This is a genomic window from Mesorhizobium sp. M0227, from assembly GCF_040321855.1.
In the GTDB taxonomy this organism is placed as follows: domain Bacteria; phylum Pseudomonadota; class Alphaproteobacteria; order Rhizobiales; family Rhizobiaceae; genus Mesorhizobium.
The window spans coordinates 191115-208201 of the sequence record NZ_JAMYSJ010000008.1; the positions used below are offsets into that span (position 1 = coordinate 191115).

14 protein-coding genes and 1 pseudogene are annotated in these 17087 nt (G+C 63.3%); 9 read left to right on the top strand and 6 right to left on the bottom strand.

Going from position 1 to position 17087, the window contains the following annotated elements; all coding sequences use genetic code 11:
• Positions 1–6: 6 nt before the first annotated feature.
• The gene (locus tag NKJ00_RS13955) at positions 7–1086 is read right to left on the bottom strand and encodes an SIP domain-containing protein (protein WP_352630068.1); all 1080 of its coding nucleotides are present in this window, start codon (positions 1084–1086) and stop codon (positions 7–9) included.
• A 122-nt stretch (positions 1087–1208) separates the two neighbouring features.
• A pseudogene (locus NKJ00_RS13960) lies at positions 1209–2091 on the bottom strand (LysR family transcriptional regulator).
• 147 nt (positions 2092–2238) lie between these two features.
• Between NKJ00_RS13960 and NKJ00_RS13965 the strand changes: the two are divergent.
• Positions 2239–3774, top strand: coding sequence for an MFS transporter (locus NKJ00_RS13965; RefSeq protein WP_352630070.1), 1536 nt, complete (start codon positions 2239–2241; stop codon positions 3772–3774).
• A 23-nt stretch (positions 3775–3797) separates the two neighbouring features.
• Here the strand turns inward: NKJ00_RS13965 and NKJ00_RS13970 are convergent, their stop codons facing one another.
• Positions 3798–4574, bottom strand: a complete 777-nt coding sequence (locus NKJ00_RS13970; RefSeq protein ID WP_352630072.1) for an esterase family protein — start codon at positions 4572–4574, stop codon at positions 3798–3800.
• Between the two features lie 4 nt (positions 4575–4578).
• Entirely contained in the window at positions 4579–5745 is a 1167-nt protein-coding gene (locus tag NKJ00_RS13975; RefSeq protein ID WP_023809892.1) for an ATP-grasp domain-containing protein, read from the bottom strand.
• Positions 5746–6379: 634 nt separating this feature from the next.
• Here NKJ00_RS13975 and leuA point away from each other — a divergent pair.
• From leuA to NKJ00_RS13995, 4 genes are all read left to right on the top strand, one after another.
• Positions 6380–8119, top strand: coding sequence for a 2-isopropylmalate synthase (leuA, locus tag NKJ00_RS13980; protein WP_352630073.1), 1740 nt, complete (start codon positions 6380–6382; stop codon positions 8117–8119).
• Between the two features lie 184 nt (positions 8120–8303).
• Positions 8304–10079 carry a tetratricopeptide repeat protein gene (locus tag NKJ00_RS13985; protein WP_352630075.1) on the top strand — a complete coding sequence of 592 codons (1776 nt, stop codon included), beginning with the start codon at positions 8304–8306 and terminating at the stop codon, positions 10077–10079.
• 198 nt (positions 10080–10277) lie between these two features.
• A complete protein-coding gene (locus NKJ00_RS13990; RefSeq protein ID WP_352630077.1) occupies positions 10278–11081 on the top strand; it encodes an alpha/beta fold hydrolase in 804 nt (267 codons plus the stop codon).
• Between the two features lie 114 nt (positions 11082–11195).
• Positions 11196–11813: a hypothetical protein gene (locus NKJ00_RS13995; protein ID WP_352630079.1), complete on the top strand. Its 618-nt coding sequence runs from the start codon at positions 11196–11198 to the stop codon at positions 11811–11813.
• Here NKJ00_RS13995 and NKJ00_RS14000 read toward each other — a convergent pair.
• Positions 11797–12726, bottom strand: a complete 930-nt coding sequence (locus NKJ00_RS14000) for a metallophosphoesterase family protein (RefSeq protein WP_023809898.1) — start codon at positions 12724–12726, stop codon at positions 11797–11799. The genes NKJ00_RS13995 and NKJ00_RS14000 overlap by 17 nt on opposite strands.
• A gap of 53 nt (positions 12727–12779) precedes the next feature.
• Between NKJ00_RS14000 and NKJ00_RS14005 the strand changes: the two genes are divergently transcribed.
• Complete coding sequence (locus NKJ00_RS14005; protein WP_127290254.1) at positions 12780–13274, top strand: NUDIX domain-containing protein; 495 nt, start codon at positions 12780–12782, stop codon at positions 13272–13274.
• Position 13275: 1 nt separating this feature from the next.
• On the opposite strand, the gene NKJ00_RS14010 is transcribed toward NKJ00_RS14005, so the two are convergent.
• Positions 13276–14268 carry a glutathione S-transferase family protein gene (locus NKJ00_RS14010; RefSeq protein WP_352630081.1) on the bottom strand — a complete coding sequence of 331 codons (993 nt, stop codon included), beginning with the start codon at positions 14266–14268 and terminating at the stop codon, positions 13276–13278.
• Between the two features lie 275 nt (positions 14269–14543).
• Here NKJ00_RS14010 and NKJ00_RS14015 point away from each other — a divergent pair, with 275 nt between their 5' ends.
• The 3 genes from NKJ00_RS14015 to NKJ00_RS14025 all read left to right on the top strand — a co-directional run bounded on the left by NKJ00_RS14015 (position 14544) and on the right by NKJ00_RS14025 (position 17085).
• The gene (locus NKJ00_RS14015) at positions 14544–15068 is read left to right on the top strand and encodes a GNAT family N-acetyltransferase (RefSeq protein ID WP_352630083.1); all 525 of its coding nucleotides are present in this window, start codon (positions 14544–14546) and stop codon (positions 15066–15068) included.
• Between the two features lie 73 nt (positions 15069–15141).
• Positions 15142–15903 (top strand): 3-hydroxyacyl-CoA dehydrogenase, encoded by a 762-nt coding sequence (locus NKJ00_RS14020; RefSeq protein ID WP_128303701.1) that lies wholly within the window; start codon positions 15142–15144, stop codon positions 15901–15903.
• A 6-nt stretch (positions 15904–15909) separates the two neighbouring features.
• On the top strand, positions 15910–17085 hold the full coding sequence (locus tag NKJ00_RS14025; protein ID WP_352630085.1) for a CaiB/BaiF CoA transferase family protein: 1176 nt from the start codon (positions 15910–15912) through the stop codon (positions 17083–17085).
• Positions 17086–17087: the final 2 nt, after the last annotated feature.

Genomic DNA, 17087 nt, shown 5'->3' on the forward strand with positions numbered 1-17087 from the left:
CGCGGATTATTCCTCGCCGCCCTCGCCCACGCTGTGCGCGTCCCGGCGCCAGTAGGCGGTGACCAGGTGCCGGTCGCGCGACAGGTTCCACTGCTTGCGCACGATCTTGCGGATCTCCCGGAAATCGCCGAATTCGCATCCGGCCCAGACATAAAGACCGTCGGCAAGCGCCATGTGGCTGCGCTCCCGCAAGGCGGCTGGCAACAGGCCGGCGGTGCCGGCCTCTCGGCCGTGCCGGTAGAGCCAGGTGATATCGATATTGTCCCCTTGCGCCAGCGCGATCCGGTCATCCGGGCCATCGACCTCGATCAGTGCCTCGGCGCGGGTTGACGCCGGCAAATGCTCCAAAATCCGGCCGATGGCTGGCAGTGCGGTGTCGTCGCCGAGCAGAAGCAAGGTCTGCGCCACCGGGGCGTCGCCGCCACCGGGTCCGATCATGCCGATCACGTCTCCTGCCTGTGCGCTTTGCGCGAAGGCGGCGGCGGGCGTCTCCTGGCCTGGATGCAACACGAAATCGACGTCGAGCCAACCGCTTGCGGCGTCCACCGCCCGGATCGTGTAGACCCGCACGGCAAGCGCATCGTCGCCAGAAGGCCAGACGATCAAGCCGTCAGCGCCCATCGTCGGCCAAACCAGCCGGCGGCCAGGCGGCGGCAGCAGCAGCCGCATGTGCAGGCCGCCATGGCTAAATCGGCCGAGATCCTTGCCGGCGAAGCGCAGGCGCTGCATGTGCGCCGATATCCGCGTTGACGACATCACCGCGATCTCGCGGAAGAAGACCGGCGTACCGGCGGCGCTGCCGTCACCTTGCCAATGGATGCCCTTGGTCGTGCCGAGATGTTCGGCGACATGGCCGGCGACCGTCATCTTCATGTAGGACAGGCAGGTTTCGTCTGTCGCCGCGACCCGGATCAGCACGCTTTCATCATCAAGCGTAGCGCTCAACGAGCCGTAGTAGAGGCGGAGCTCCCACTGGTCGGCAACGCCAGTGTCAATCTCGAATTCGCTGTGCTCTGCGCGCAGCCGGTCCATCACCAACCTGATCGCCGCGTCGCTGATCCGGGTTTGCGCGCTAAGTTGGTCCATCGCTCAGTCCTTCGCAACAATTCGGCAAGCGACGCAGCGCCACCGCCGTCAGCGACATGCCACAGCCGCTGCGGCGTTTCCACATAAACTTGATTATAAAATTCATATTTAGCGATGAACGCCTACCGCGCAGCAAGCCGCTCGGGAAGGAAGTCGACGAAGACGCGCACCTTCGGCGACAAATGGCGATTGGAGGGCCACAGCATCCGGAACTGGCCACGGCCGTCGACATGAACGTCGAGGACGGTACGCAGCCTGTCTTCGTGCAGCGCCTCGCGCACCAGGAAATCCGGCATGCAGGCTATGCCGAGGCCGGCGAGCGTGGCGCCCTTCAAGGCTTCCATGTTGTTGCAGGTCAGCATCGAGCGGATCTGCGGTTCGGCGCTTCCGGTCATGAACGGCCACTCAAGCAACCTGCCGCTGTTCAGGAAGCGGAAGTTTATGCCGAAATGCGTGGTGAGATCCGCCGGCACACTGGGGGCGCCATGACGATCCAGATAGGAGGGCGCCGCGCACAGCAGCATGCGAAAGGGGGCAACGGGTCTCGAAACAAGGCGCGAATCCGGCAGTTCGCCGCTACGGATCGCGACATCGATGCCCTCGTCGATGACGTCGACGATCCGGTCGTTGAAATCGATGTCGAGCTCTATCTCCGGATAGCGGGCCATGAACTCCGACAGCACCGGTAGCAGCAAATGATAGGTGACGATCGGAGTGGATGCGCAGCCGCCCATGCGGCGTTTCCCGTGTCCGCGACAGCATCGCTTCGGCATCGTCGATGTCGTCGAGGATGCGGCGCACGCGCTCGTTGAACAGTCTGCCCTCTTCCGTCAGGCCAATCCGCCGCGTGCTGCGCTGCAGCAGCCGCACGCCGAGCTCCTGTTCGAGCCGCGCGACGCTCTTGCCGACGGCGGAAGCCGAGATGCCGAGCGCCCGCCCTGCAGCGACGAAACTGCCGAATTCGGCGGTGCGGGCGAAGGCCAGGAGCCCGTTGAGACGATCCATCGTGTCATTCCATTCGAGCGTTTCAGTCCGATATACCAGGAGATATAACACCATTTTTCCTGAAATGCCGACGACCTATCTTGTCGTCACGACCGGATCCGCAAACGCGCGGCCGACCGGCGAGTGCTGTTTCAGATAGGGAAATCCATGACTTCTAGGACCACAACCGGCTCTGCCGAGAGATGGCTCGTGCTCTTGTCCGTTTGCCTTGCCGCGATGACGATGCCCTTGACCTTCACCGGTCCGGCCGTCGCTCTGTCGCGCATCGCGGCCGATCTCGGCGGCAGTCCGATCGAGCTCAACTGGGTGACAAACGCCTTCATGCTGACCTTCGGCGCCACCCTGATGGCGTCGGGCGCTCTGGCCGACAACCATGGCCGCAAGCGTCTCTTCCTCGTCGGCCTCTCCCTCTATGTCCTGGCGTCGCTGGGCGCGATGCTGGCGCCGGACATCATCTGGTTCGACATTTTCCGGGCCGCGCAGGGGATCGGCAGTGCGGCCGCCTTCGCTGGCGGCGCCTCGGCACTCGCCCAGGAATTCGAAGGGCCATTGCGGCTGCGCGCCTTCAGCTTTCTCGGCACCAGTTTCGGCATCGGCCTCGCCTTCGGCCCGATCGCGTCGGGCCTGCTTATCTCTGCATTCGGCTGGCGGTCGATCTTTATTCTGGTTGCAGCACTCGCGATTGCCGCCGCCATGCTCGGCCTGCGCACCATCAGGGAATCGCGAGATCCGGATGCGACTGGCCTCGACTGGGCGGGAGCCGGCACCTTCACGATCGCGCTGGCGTCGCTGACCTATGGCGTGCTCCAGGCCCCGCAGCGCGGCTGGGCCGATCCCCTTGTCGTCACCCTTCTGGCCGCTTCTGTCATCTGTTTTGTCGCCTTCGTCTTTGTCGAGCGGCGCGCACAACGGCCGATGCTTGACCTCACGCTGTTTGCCTATCCCCGCTTCGTCGGCGTCCAGTTTCTGGCTGCGGCACCCGCTTACGCCTTCGTCGTCCTGCTCGTCCTGTTGCCGATCCGCTTCATCGGCATCGAGGGCATGAGCGAGATCAAGGCCGGGCAATTGATGATCTGCCTATCAGGCCCGCTGCTGATCCTGCCGATGCTCGCCGGACAGCTGGCGCGCTGGATCGCGCCGGCCACGATCTGCGGCGTCGGCCTGCTTGTCGCTGCCGCCGGGCTTGTCTGGCTGAGCCTGACACCACCGGTCGATAGTGCGCTGGTGGCGCCGCTGATGCTGATCGGCGTCGGCATCGCCCTGCCCTGGGGATTGATGGACGGGCTTGCCGTCAGTGTCGTGCCGAGAGAGCGCGCCGGCATGGCGGTCGGCATCTTCAACACCACCCGCGTCGCCTGCGAGGGTGTGGCGCTCGCGATCGTCATGGCGACCCTTTCCGGCTTTACCGCCGCGCAGGTCGCCGCCGAGGAAACGGCATCTTCGACGGAGGCGGCGGCGGCAGCCCAGCTGCTGGTGACCGGCAATCTCGGCGAAGCAGCACAACATCTGCCCCAGGCCGGAGCCATCGTTCTGGTCCAGGCCTACGAGACGGCGTTCGACAGGCTGCTGATCGTGCTGGCGGCGATCACCGTCGTCACCGCCATCGTCGTCTTCCTTGGCCTGCGTCGCGGATCGGCTTCAGGTGAAAGTGTCGACGTCCAGGCAGTGCCGCAGGAAGGGTAGCAGTCAGCGGACGGCCCCCGCTATCAATCGAGCCTGTGCATCAGGTCCTCATCCAGCCAGCGGCCGAAGAAATAGACCAGTTGCTTGTGCCACCACGGCCAGTCGTGGCTGACATCGCCACCCCAATAATCGACCCAGGCGGGAATGGACTTGTCGCGCAGGATTTGTTCCAACCTGCGCGTCTCGACCAGCATCCGCTCTTCCCATGCGCCCTGCCCGCAGCAGAAGATCAGCCTGAGCGCCTTCAGCCGGGTCAGCAGTTTGGGATCGACGATGCCGGGCAGATAGTCCAGCGGCGAGTTGTAGAAAATGTCGCCCTCGAGCGCTTTGCCGAAGAAGTCGCGCGCCGAATAGACGCCCGACAGCGCGATGACGCCGCTGGCAAGTTTGGGAAAGCGGAAGACGAAGTTCGACGAGTGATAGCCGCCCATCGAACAGCCCGAGAACAGCGGCTTCAGCTTGCGGCCGCCATTGGCCTGCTCGGCTGCGGACAGGAACTCCGGCAGCGCCTCCTCGCGCACATAGCGGAAATAGGCCTCGTGGCGGGCGATGCGGTGCGCGGCGTCCGCATGCTTGTCGAAGAAGGATTCCGAATCGACGCCGTCGACCGTGAACAGCTGGATGCGGCCGGTGTCGATGAATTCGGCCAGTGCGCCTACGCCGCCGGAATCCTCGAACTGGTAGAACCGGCCCTGCGAGGTCGGAAACACCACCACCGGCCGGCCGGCATGGCCGTAGCGCTTGTATTCCATGTCGCGGCCGAGCTGGCTCGAGAAATTCTTGTGATAGGAAATGTCCATCGCCTCACGCCTTTTCCGCGTGGATATAGGCGACTGCCTCGCGCAACGCTGCTTCGTCCTTCGAGCGCATCTGATAGGCGTAATTTCCCATGGCGCGGCTGAAAACCTCTTCGATGGCCTGATGGTGGACGATCTTGTCGCGGTGCGCGGCTAGCACGTCCTCATGGCTGTGCAAATAGTGGAGGCGTCGCTTGCGGCTGGCATAGGCGGTGAAGTATTTGCCCTCGTAAGGGCCGCCGGCGGCATCTCTGACCACCATATCGGCCCATGCCGCATAGACGTCGACGTCGAACGTATAGTTGATCGCATCGGTCATCCAGGCGCCGGGCGGGCGCATGTTGACCTCCAGCGCGATGACCCGGTCGTCCTTGGTCTCGAACAGCTCGATGTGGAAGAAGCGTTCGCGCACGTCGAACGCCTTCAGTATTTTGCGGCCGGCCTCCTCGATCGCCGGTCTAACCTTGGGAAAGCAGGTGTAGCTCATGTGGCGGTCCTTGTTGACCACCTCCATGATGCTCTGGTCATAGCGGTGGCTGGCCGCCAGCACCACCTCGCCGTCGCGGTTGACCAGCCCGTCATAAGTCACCACCAGTCCCTCGATAAACTGCTCCATGACGAAGGTCACGTCCTCGGGCTTGTCCCGGAAGAACTGGTCGAGCTCTTTGGCGTTGGAGATCTTGAAGGTGTTCGATGCGCCGGAACCGCTGTCGGGCTTGACCACCACCGGATAGCCGACGCGCCGGATGAAAGTCATGGCCCCGGCACGGTCGGAGCATTTGCGTTGCGCGATGGTGTCGACGCCACTCTTGCGGAAGAAGGCGCGCATGCGGCTCTTGCGCTTCAGATTCTTCACGAAATCGAGCTTGGTGCCGTAGATGTTGAAGTCGGAGCGGATGTTGGCTTCCAGCTCCAGCCAATGTTCATTGAGCGATTCGAAACGGTCGATGCGGCCCCATTTGTGGATGAAATGCCCCATCGCCCGGAACACCGGATCGTAGTCTTCCATGTCGGCGACACGGTAATATTCTGAAAGCGCCGCCTTCAGCTTGGCGTCGAGTGCGTCATAGGGTGCGTCGCCGATGCCGAGCACCCTGGCTCCGGCCTTCTTCAAACGGTCGCAGAAATCCGCGCCGTTGGCGGGAAAATGCGGCGAGAAGAACACGAAATTCATGGACAACCCCATCGCAACCCGTCGATGCCCAAGTCTGGCGCATTTGCAGCGCCTGGGGAAGGGCACGTGCGGTGGGGACAATATCCAGCAAGATCCGGCCAGCAATGCCAAGGCACCGAACTCGGGTTCCCTCGGAGCCTTCGGCGCGTTGGCTGACGGAGCATCAAACGAAAAACCCGCCTGTGCGGCGGGTCACTGGCGCAGATCAGCACCATGGACGAATATGTACCATAGCTGAGGTCACCGAGTCAAGAAAAAATTCCTATCGTGGAAAGCTGCCGGCACAAAAGCTGCCAACACTGCCGAACTCGCAGTCATCAGCATTACTCGCAATGCGGCCCCACTTGCCTCCCACAAGCCGCTCCTATATGAGATCAGCCATGAACACGCGCACCACCAACGCTTCCCGTCCGACCGGTTTTCCCGGCGAGACCGTGCGCGCGCTGGCTTCGACCCTGCTTCTTCTCGGCCTTATCGGCGATCGCCGGGTTCGCTGAAGGAGCGCCCGGCGGTCGAACCGCCGCGCAAGCGCATGCTCCTTGGCAATCACATCAAGCGAACGAATTCTGGTAAAGGCGCCGCTCGCCATCAATCCACCTGAAGGTGGATCCATGAGCCGCCGGGAGAAACGACGATGAACGCACGAGAAGAAATCCGCTCCGATGCCGCGGTAGCCGACACGGATTCGGCCAAAGGGATGCCCGACGCGGCTCGCAAATATCAGGCCTATCCGACCGTCGGCCTCACCGACCGGACCTGGCCTTCGAAGGTGATCGACAAGGCGCCGATCTGGTGCTCGGTAGACCTGCGCGACGGCAACCAGGCTCTGATCGATCCGATGGGCCACGAGCGCAAGGCACGCATGTTCGGCCTGCTGCTCGACATGGGCTTCAAGGAGATCGAGATCGGTTTCCCGTCGGCATCGCAGACCGATTTCGACTTTGCCCGCTGGTGCATCGAGGAAGGCAACGTGCCCGCCGATGTCTCGCTGCAGGTGCTGGTGCAGTGCCGGCCGGAGCTGATCAGCCGCACCTTCGAGGCGCTGAAGGGCGCCACCAACCCGATCGTCCATTTCTACAATTCGACCAGCGAGCTGCAGCGTCGCGTCGTCTTCGAAAAGGACGTCGGCGGCATCAAGCGGATCGCCACCGACGCCGCCAAGATGATCACCGACATGGCGGCCAAGGCCGGCGGAGGCTTTCGTTTCGAGTATTCGCCGGAGAGCTTTACCGGCACCGAACTCGAAGTGGCGCTGGAGATCTGCAACGCCGTCACCGAGATCGTCAGGCCGACGGCGGACAACAAGCTGATCGTCAACTTGCCGTCGACGGTCGAGATGTCGACCCCCAACATCTATGCCGACCGTATCGAGTGGATGTGCCGCAACCTCGACAACCGGGAGAACCTGCTGGTCTCGCTGCATCCGCACAATGACCGCGGCACCGGCATCGCCACCACCGAACTCGGCCTGATGGCCGGCGCCGACCGTGTCGAAGGCACGCTGTTTGGCAATGGCGAGCGCACCGGCAATGTCGACATCGTCACGCTGGCGCTGAACATGTACACGCAAGGTGTCGATCCGTTGATCGACTGCTCCGACATCAACCGGATGAAGGACGTCTACGAATATTCGAACCAGTTGAAGATCCCCGAGCGCCACCCCTATGTCGGCGAACTCGTCTACACCGCCTTTTCCGGTTCGCACCAGGATGCCATCAACAAGGGCATGAAGGCGCTGAAGAAGGCCAATACGAGCCTGTGGGAAGTGCCGTATCTGCCGATCGATCCGGCTGATGTCGGGCGCAGCTACGAAGCCATCATCCGCATCAACTCGCAGTCCGGCAAGGGTGGCATCGCTTATGTGCTGCAGGCCGATTACGGCCTCAATTTGCCGCGCAATCTGCAGATCGAGTTCAGCCAGGAAATCCAGGCGATCACCGATGCCGAGGGCAAAGAAGTGCCGGCCAGGCGTATCTACGAGCGCTTTCTCGAGACCTATGTCGATCAGCCGGCCGCGCGGCTGAAATTCCTCGATCACCACACCTATCCCAGCACCGAGATCAAGGGCCGGCGTGTCGTCGAGGCGGTCATCCTCGACAACGGCAAGGAAGTGACGATCTCCGGCACAGGCACCGGTCCGATCGACGGCTTCGTCGATGCGCTGTCGCGCCATCTCGGCGTCGAGATGTCGGTGCTCGACTATTCCGAGCACTCGTTGCAGCGTGGCTCGAACGCCTCGGCCATTTCCTATGTCGAGATGGAATATCCCGGCGGCAAGCTGTTCGGCGCCGGCATCAACACCAACATCGTCGCCGCCTCACTGGAGGCGGTGATGTCTGCCGCGAACCGTATCGTCCGTAAAAAGGCCGGCTGACGCCCGACGGGAACAAAGATCGGAACCCTCCCAACCTGGTGAACGGTTCCGATCTTTCGGGCCATTAACCACCGCGGAATTATCCGGTGGGTACGTGATCGCATAACGGGGTGTATACTTGTGTGGTGGTGCGGGACCTATATGATCGCGCCTCAACCTGTGCCGACTTCGAGAGGATCGACACTTGCAGCATGCCACGCCTGCCGCCCCCGCAGTGCGCGAGACACTGGAGCGACTGCTTGCCAGCCAAACGTTCGGCCGATCCGAACGCGCGCGCAAGCTGCTGCGTTATCTTGTCGAACGTGAACAGGCCGGCGAAGCCGACAGGCTCAAGGGCTTTTCCATTGCCATGGATGTTTTCGGCAAGGACGGCGATTTCGATCCGTCCACCGATGCCGTGGTGCGGGTGCAGGCAGGCAGGCTGCGCGAGCTTCTGCAACACTATTTTGCCAATGAGGGAATTGCCGAGCCGGTCCGCATTGCCATTCCGCGCGGCGGCTATGTTCCTGCCTATGAATTGAACGCGATCCGCCTGCCGGATATTGCCGAGGCTGTTCCCGAACTCAGGCTGGACGGCGCCGCGTCCGCCGATCGATCAAACGAAGCCGGCACGGGCATGCTGGACGCGATGTCTCTGGCTTCCATACCGTCTTCGCCTGCCCCCTCGGTGGCGCGCCATCTCCGCTTTTTCTGGATGGCGATCGCCCTGGTCATCGCCATGCTGGGCGTACTGATCCTTCGCCAGGGCAGCACTGCCTTGCTGGCAGGCGGCGACATCTCGGCAACGCCGGAGATCGCTGGCGCAACCGCAAGCGTCACGGCATCGGCAAGGGCTGACGCCCTTCCGCAAGTCTATATCGGACTCAAGGCTGACGGCCCCGACGCCAGCCGTGTCGCCGCATCGCTGCGCGCCGGCCTGAGTGGCTTCGATACCATCGACTTCATCGGCCGCGACACCGTCGGCGATCCGGCTGACGACGCTGCGAGCTTCATATTCGACGTCCTGCCCGGACTGGACGCGGGCGACATCACGATCGAACTGCAAAGCATGGCGTCCGGACGGGTGCTTCTATCGCGCAATCTCACCCCCGCCGACAGCGCACCTGCCGCGGTCGAAGACCGTATCGCCGACATGCTGAGCTCGGCACTCCCCGCCTCCGGCACCATCTACAACTATATCGAGCAGACCGGCACGCCAAACGGCCTGACGCAATGTCTGCTGCTCAACGGCAAATATTATCTCGACCAGAACGCCAGGACCCATGAGGCAGCCTACCGTTGCCTCGAGAAGCTGGCCAATGGTGGAACCAAGTCCTCGCTCGTCTATTCGGAACTTGCTTCCCTGCATCTCGAGGCGGTGTCCGATCATTACGCCTATCCGCCCAATGCGACGATTGAAACAGCCGTCGAGTTTGCCCATCGCGGCGTGCAGATGGGTCCGACCAGCCCTTATGCGCATCGCTCCTACGGCTATGTCAGTTCGCGCCTCGGCAATACGGACGAAGCGATCCGCTGGATGCGCAAGGCCTATGAACTCAACCCCTACGACTTCGGCATGGCCGCCGCTTACGGCTACGGGCTGATCTTCGCCGGACGATATGCCGAGGGAACGCCGATCCTCGATCATGCGGCGGAGACCTTCAGCGGGCACCCGACATGGTGGGATTACGGGCTGTTCGTCGGTGAGTTCATGCTCGGCGACATGAACAAGGCGGTCGCGGCCAGCATGGCACTGAGAACGACGGCAACGAAATCACACTATCTGGCGGCGCGGCTGGTCGGCGCCAAGGCTGCCGGACAGGACCATCTGGTGAGCACGCTGCTGAAACAGCTGACCACCGAGTTCCCCAAATTTGCCGCCGATCCACGGGCGACTTTCGTCGAGCGGAAATATCCGGCCGACCTGACCGACCGGCTGGTCCAGGCACTCCGCGCTGCCGGGCTCGGCAGCCCAAGCTGACACCATCGACGTCCGCGCACTGGCTGCGCCGCGTCCCGATGGATTTCCTGCGCTCCGATCGCCGATTGCCGATTGGTGGCCAAGTTCTGTACACAACCGTACAAATCGCGAAAATTTTACTGGTCATCACGTTGGACTAGGAGCAATTCAGCCATCATTGGTGTCGCGCATTCTGCAATAACAAAAAAATCAGCTTTCATGACCGCATCACTTTTTGCCGCCGAAGAGGGTGTTGGCTCGAAGGCCATCGTCCTGCTGCACGGTTTCGGCGGCTGCCATGATGTATGGCGCGAGGTGATTTCCGCCCTGACGCCTTCCACGCATACGCTGGCCTATGATCTGCCTGGGTATGGGATGTCGCTCAATTTTCCCGCCGCCGGTCCGGCCAAGGTGGCGGCCAAGGCCGTGCTCGCCGATCTCTCGGAGCGTCGCCTGAAGCGCGTTCATCTCGTGGGCCACTCGATGGGCGGTGCCGTGGCGGCGCTGATGGCGCTGGCCGAGCCCGAAAAGATAGCCTCGCTGACGCTTCTGGCGCCGGGCGGCCTTGGCCCCGAAATCAATGCACCGCTATTGCGCCGCTATGCCGAAGCCTCGGATCGGTCCGAGATCCGCTCCTGCCTCGCCGTCATGTCGGGACCTTCAGCCCCGCCGCTCGAACATACGGTCGACACCCTTTGGGAAATGCGCAGGCGACCCGGCCAACTCGAAAAGCTCGTCGAGATCGCAGCCGCCATGACCGTGGACGGTCGGCAAGGCGTCATCCCGCACGATCGCCTCGATGGACTGAACATGCCGGTGATGGTGGCATGGGGAATCAACGATGCGGTGCTGCCCTTTACCCAGGCGGATGACCTGCCGGCGCATTTTCACGTGCACCACGTGCTGGAGGCCGGCCATATGCTGGCTGAGGAAGCTCCCGACCTCGTTGCCGAGATCATTCGCCGCAACGCCAATCGTCGCGCCAGGCCACATCGCCAGAAATTCGCCGCAGCAGCCAGCTGACCTTTTTCGCGCACGACAACCTTCCTGGGCACCCCGGGGCCGTCGATCTCGCCAGTGCATTTTGCCGGCGGCTGTGTTAACCCGGTGTTAACCAAACCCACGAGGCAGACGCCGATGAAGGAAGCAGGCGAGAAGACCATTGACCAGTCCAAGAAACTGTCCGATGCCATCCGTGATGTCAAAAATGCCTTCGCCGACCGCGACGACGTCGTCGTCGACATGCGCGAGGCGCATCGCATGCGTCTCGATCTGCTCGCCGCCGAACTGGCACCGGTTTTTGCCGATGTTCCGGCCGACATGGACAATTTCGACTTTGTCGTCTCGTCCGGCTTGCAGCCGCGCCTGTGGATCGACGCCATCAGTCATGTCGCCATGGGGCGCGACCGCCGGACCTATCGCTTCCTCAAGGACACCCGTATCGGCCGGGTGGTGCTTGCCGAATCCACCGAGATGAAGCCGGTTGCCGATTCCGTGACACGCTATGTCGCCGAGCGCATTGTCGAGCGTCAGAGGATGCTGGAAGGCGGCGTCGAACCGGCCGTCGCCGGCATGAAACGTGCCTATGTGCCGGAAGCCGAACCGCCGCTGCGCGAGACGGCGCGCGGCAAACGCTGGTCGGCCTTTCTGTCCGGGCTTGGCCTTGTGGCTGCCGGTGCCCTGGTCGGTCTTCTCGTGTCCATCGTCCTGTTCTGGGACCGCATCGTCGCCATGGTAGTCAGCTTGCGGCCATAGCGGCGCCAGTCACGGCACCGAGTTCCAGCGTCTGCAGATCGGATGGCGGCATGGACGGCCCGGTCAGGCCGCGCCGCGTCAGCCGGATCCGCCAATTGCCCGTCTCGCCGTCAATGTCGAACAGATTGTACTGCGCCGCCGGGTTCTTGCCGCCCGGCGCCTGGCCGGCGGCGGCGACGCCGACCGCCGGAATCCTGACGCCGCGACCGCCGATGAAGAACAGCGACGGCAGATGTGAATGGCCGTGCAGGACAAGGTCGGCGCCGTGGCGGCGAATGATCTTGTTGAAGCGGGCAATGCCGAACAGCCGCTTGTGCTGCGGGACCGCGCCGCGCACCGGCGGATGATGGATCATGATGGCGCGGAACAGCCCCTGTCCGGCGGTATCCCCGAGGATTTTGCCGAGCCGCTTCGCTTGGCCTTCCATGAAGAAACCATTGGCCATGAAGGGTGCCGTGGCGCGCGCCGTCGAGACACCGATCAGCGCGACGTTGCCGCGCACGCGCAGATAGGGAAATGCGTTACGATCGACCGGCGTGTTGACGCCGTCGCCGCTCATCCACGCCGCCCAGGATCGGCAGACCTTGTCGAAGGCGCCTGGCACATAGGCGTCGTGGTTGCCCGGAACGACCGAAACATCATGCGCCGGCCCCAGCGTCTCCAACCAGTGCCTGGCCATCTCGATCTCGCCGTCGAGCGCCAGATTGACCAGGTCGCCGGTGACGGCGAGGTGGTCAGGCGTGTTCGCCTTGATGTCGGCGACGATCGTGTCAATGACCGCATCATGCATATGGCGGCGGCGGTTGCGCTGCCAGTTGACATAGCCGAGCACGCGCTTGGAGGCGAGATCGCGATAGGATACATCGGGGAGCGGCCCCAGATGGACATCGGAAATATGCGCGAGCCTGAACATACAACCTTCATAGGCGACCCGCGCGCGGCTTTCCACCCACGGTTTCGCTATCAATGACGAGCCCTGAAGATGCCTTCCGCCAGACCGGCTGGCCAGGTTTGAGGGCCAGGCTGTTCCATCTCTATTTCGTGCTGCGGAGGCCGATGACGCTTGGCGTGCGCGGCTTGATCCACGACAGGGCGTCCAGGTCCGTCTTCCTTATTCGCCATACCTATGTACCGGGCTGGCAGCTTCCCGGCGGCGGCGTCGAAGTCGGCGAGACGATGAACGAGGCACTGGCCCGTGAACTGGCCGAGGAAGGCAACATCGCTCTCACCGCCCCGCCGGTGCTCAAATCGATGCATTTCAACCGCCGCTCCAGCCGCCGCGACCATGTCGGCTTTTATTTGCTTGAGCATTTCAGCCAGACGGCGCCGAAGCTGCCGGACCACGAAATCGCCGAAGCCGGCTTCTTCCCGCTCGACGGCTTGCCCGAGGGCACGACGCCGGCGACGCTGCGCCGGATCGCCGAGGTTTTTGACGGCGAGCAGCCCTCGCCCTACTGGTAGATCAGGCTGCCGCTTTCTCGAAGCGCGCCCGGTCATGCCGTGCGGCATAATCCAGATCCGGTCCGACAGGCACGATCCGCGTCGGATTGATTGTCTGGTGGCTGCCGTAATAATGCGCCTTGATATGATGCAGATTCACCGTCCCGGCCACATCAGGCACCTGATAGAGATCGCGCAGATAGTTGGACAGGTTCGGGTAGTCGGCGATACGGCACAGATTGCATTTGAAATGGCCGACATAAACCGGATCGAAGCGCACCAGCGTGGTGAACAGCCGCCAGTCGGCTTCGGTGATACGATCGCCGACGAGATAGCGCTGCTTCGACAGCCGCTCCTCCAGCACATCCAACGCTGCGAACAATTCACCGAACGCCTCTTCGTAGGCACGTTGCGCGGTGGCGAAGCCGGCGCGATAGACGCCGTTGTTGACCGCGGGATAGACCAGCGCATTGATGCGGTCGATCTCGCCGCGCAACGCCTTCGGATAGAAATCGAGGCTGGCGTCGCCCCATTCGTCGAAGGCTGAATTCAGCATGCGGATGATTTCGGAAGACTCGTTGGAGACGATGGTCTGCTTCTTCATGTCCCACAGCACCGGCACGGTCACCCGGCCCGTATAGGCGGGATCGGCCTTGGCATAGATCTGGTGCAGGAAGTCGAGGCCGTAGAGCGTGTCGCCCGTGGCGCCGTCCTCAGCCACGAACGTCCAGCCATTGGCGCCCATGAAATGATGCACCACCGACACCGATATGACGCCTTCCAGCTTCTTCAGCGCGCGAAAGATCAATGTCCGGTGGGCCCACGGACAGGCAAGCGAGACATAGAGGTGATAGCGGCCGGGCTCAGCCTTGAAACCGCGCGTCCGGCCTTCGGCAGGCGCCCCGTCAACGGTGATCCAGTCGCGCCATTGCGACTGCGTCCGCACGAACCTGCCACCATTGTCCGCCGTATCGTACCAGCGGTCCTGCCATCTTCCTTCGACCAGCAATCCCATGCAAATCTCCTTGCGTCCTGTTGGTTGATGTAGGCGCAAGGTTGCCCTGTCGAAGACGTCAGGTGCTGAACAGACCGTCACTTGGCAGAAATGATGGACAAAAACGGCCGATTGCAGCGGCGGGAAATTGATGCTAGCGGACAATCCGCATGTTCGACTTTGCTTTGATCCGGTCTGACCGACGACGAAAGGGCGCCCGCGCTTGATGAAGCGCTGACTGGCGAATGCTGCCGTTTGCAGCAAACCTTTCCTCCTTGTACCGGACCGCAAAGACCATGAGCCTTGCTGACGTGAAATACCTGCCGGAAACCCCGGCGCACGACCCCGAGATCGAAGCCATCAACGACGAAGCCTTCGGGCCCGGCCGCTTTGTGCTGGCCGCTTACAAGATCCGTGAAGCCGGAGGGCACGAGCGCTCGCTGTCCTTTGTCGCCGTCGACGGCGACCTTGTCGTCGCCTCGGTGCGCATGACCCGCATCGCCGCCGGCGCCGGCCGCGCATTGATGCTCGGGCCGCTCGCGGTGCGGCCGGCCTTCAAGAATCTCGGCATCGGCCGCCGGCTGGTGGCGATCGCGCTGGAGGCCGCCGCCAAAACCGGTGCGCCCGCGGTCATGCTGGTCGGGGACGAACCCTACTATGGGCCGCTCGGCTTCAAACGGATCCCACGCGGCCAGGTTTCGATGCCGCGCCCCGTCGATCTCGACCGGTTGCTGTCGCACGAGATCGCGCCGGGCGCGGTCGCCAGGCTCTCGGGCGAGGTCTGCCATGCCAGCCAGGCCAGGGTCGGCGAGCACGTCTAGGTGACGGCTTGACCTTCCCCGTCGATCTGGCGCCTGATCCGTCCCACTGTTCCTGAGATCAAAGGATGACGCCATGAACCCGAACGGCCAGATCGCGATCGTCACCGGCGGCGGCTCCGGCCTTGGCGAGGCAACGGCGCGCGCGCTGGCCGCCAAAGGAGCCCGCGTCGCCATCTTCGATGTCGGTATTGACCGCGCGGCCAAGGTCGCGGCCGAGATCGGCGGTATAGCCGTCCAGTGCGACGTCAGCAGCGCCGACAGCGGGACCGCTGCCCTCGCCGACGTTACGGCCAAGCTTGGCCAGCCACGGATCCTGGTCAACTGCGCCGGCATCGCCATCGGCGTGAAGACGATCGGCAAGGATGGTCCCCATCCCCTCGACCAGTATCGCAAGGTGATCGAGGTCAATCTGATCGGTACGTTCAACATGATCCGCCTCGTCGCCGAGCGCGCGTCGAAGCTCGAGCCGCTGCAGGGTGGCGAGCGCGGCGTCATCGTCAACACCGCTTCGGTTGCCGCCTATGATGGCCAGATCGGCCAGGCCGCCTATGCGGCTTCCAAGGGCGGCGTCGTCGGCATGACGCTGCCGGTGGCGCGCGATCTTGCCCGTTCCGGCATCCGCGTCTGCACCATCGCTCCCGGCATCTTCAAGACGCCTATGATGGCCGGCATGCCGCAGGAAGTTCAGGATTCGCTGGGCGCCGCCGTGCCATTCCCGTCGCGCCTGGGCGAACCATCCGAATATGCTGCTCTCGCCCTGCACATCGTCGAGAACCAGATGCTGAACGGCGAGACCATTCGCCTCGACGGCGCCATTCGCATGGCGCCGAAATAGAAGGTCATGAGCGCCGGCCTGTCCGCTGCCGCTAAAACCGGGCCGCTGGCCGGGCTGAAGGTGATCGAGATGGCCGGGCTCGGCCCGGTGCCGCTGGCCGGCCTGATGCTGTCGGAGATGGGCGCCGAAGTGTTGCGCATCGAACGGGCGGGGACGAGCCAGTTCCTGTCGCTGCCTGATGAGTACAACATCAACCGCCATGGCCGCGCCGTCCTGCGCCTAGACCTGAAGCGCCGTGAAGGCACCGATCTGTTGTTGCGCCTTGCCGAAAAGGCGGACATGTTGCTCGAAGGCTTTCGCCCGGGTGTCATGGAACGGCTCGGCCTCGGCCCGGAAGCGGTGCAGGCGCGTAATCCGGCGCTGATCTACGGCCGTATGACCGGCTTCGGCCAGGACGGTCCGCTCGCCGGCCGCGCCGGCCACGACATCACCTACCTCGCCTATAGCGGCGTGCTGCACGCCATCGGCCATGCCGACGGCCGTCCCGTCCCGCCGCTCAACCTTGTCGCCGACTATGGCGGTGGCGCCATGATGCTGATTGCCGGCGTGCTGGCCGCCCTGTTCCAACGTTCGCGCACGGGCAAGGGTGACGTCATCGACGCAGCGATGGTCGACGGCGCCTCGATGCTGGCGGTGCCCCTGCACGCCTTGACGGCGGCCGGCTTGTGGAGCGACAAGCGCGGCGCGAACCTGCTCGATTCCGGCGCCCCGTTCTACGACACCTATGAGACGGCGGATGGCGGGCACATCGCCATTGGCTGCCTCGAGCCGCAATTCTTCGCCGAATTCGCCAAGCTGCTGCCGCTCGACGAGCGCTTTGCGTCCGGCCAGTACGACAAGGCCCTGTGGCCGCCGATGCGCGCCGCAATTGCCGATCGGATCCGGCAGAAACCACGCGACGACTGGGACCGGCTGTTCGCGCAAACCGATGCCTGCGTTGCACCCGTCCTGTCGCTGCAAGAGGCGAAGCACCACCCGCACAATCGGGCACGCAACGCCTCTGTGACGACAGGTGCATTTGAGCGCCCGGCCCCCGCGCCGCGTTTCTCGAGCTCGCAACCGACATTGGCCACTATGCCAGGCAATGAGGATTTGTCGCCATCGGCAATTCTGGCACGTTTCGGCTTTGCGAAAGCCGAGATCGACGATCTTGTCAAATCCAGCTTGCTGACCGATAACTAGAG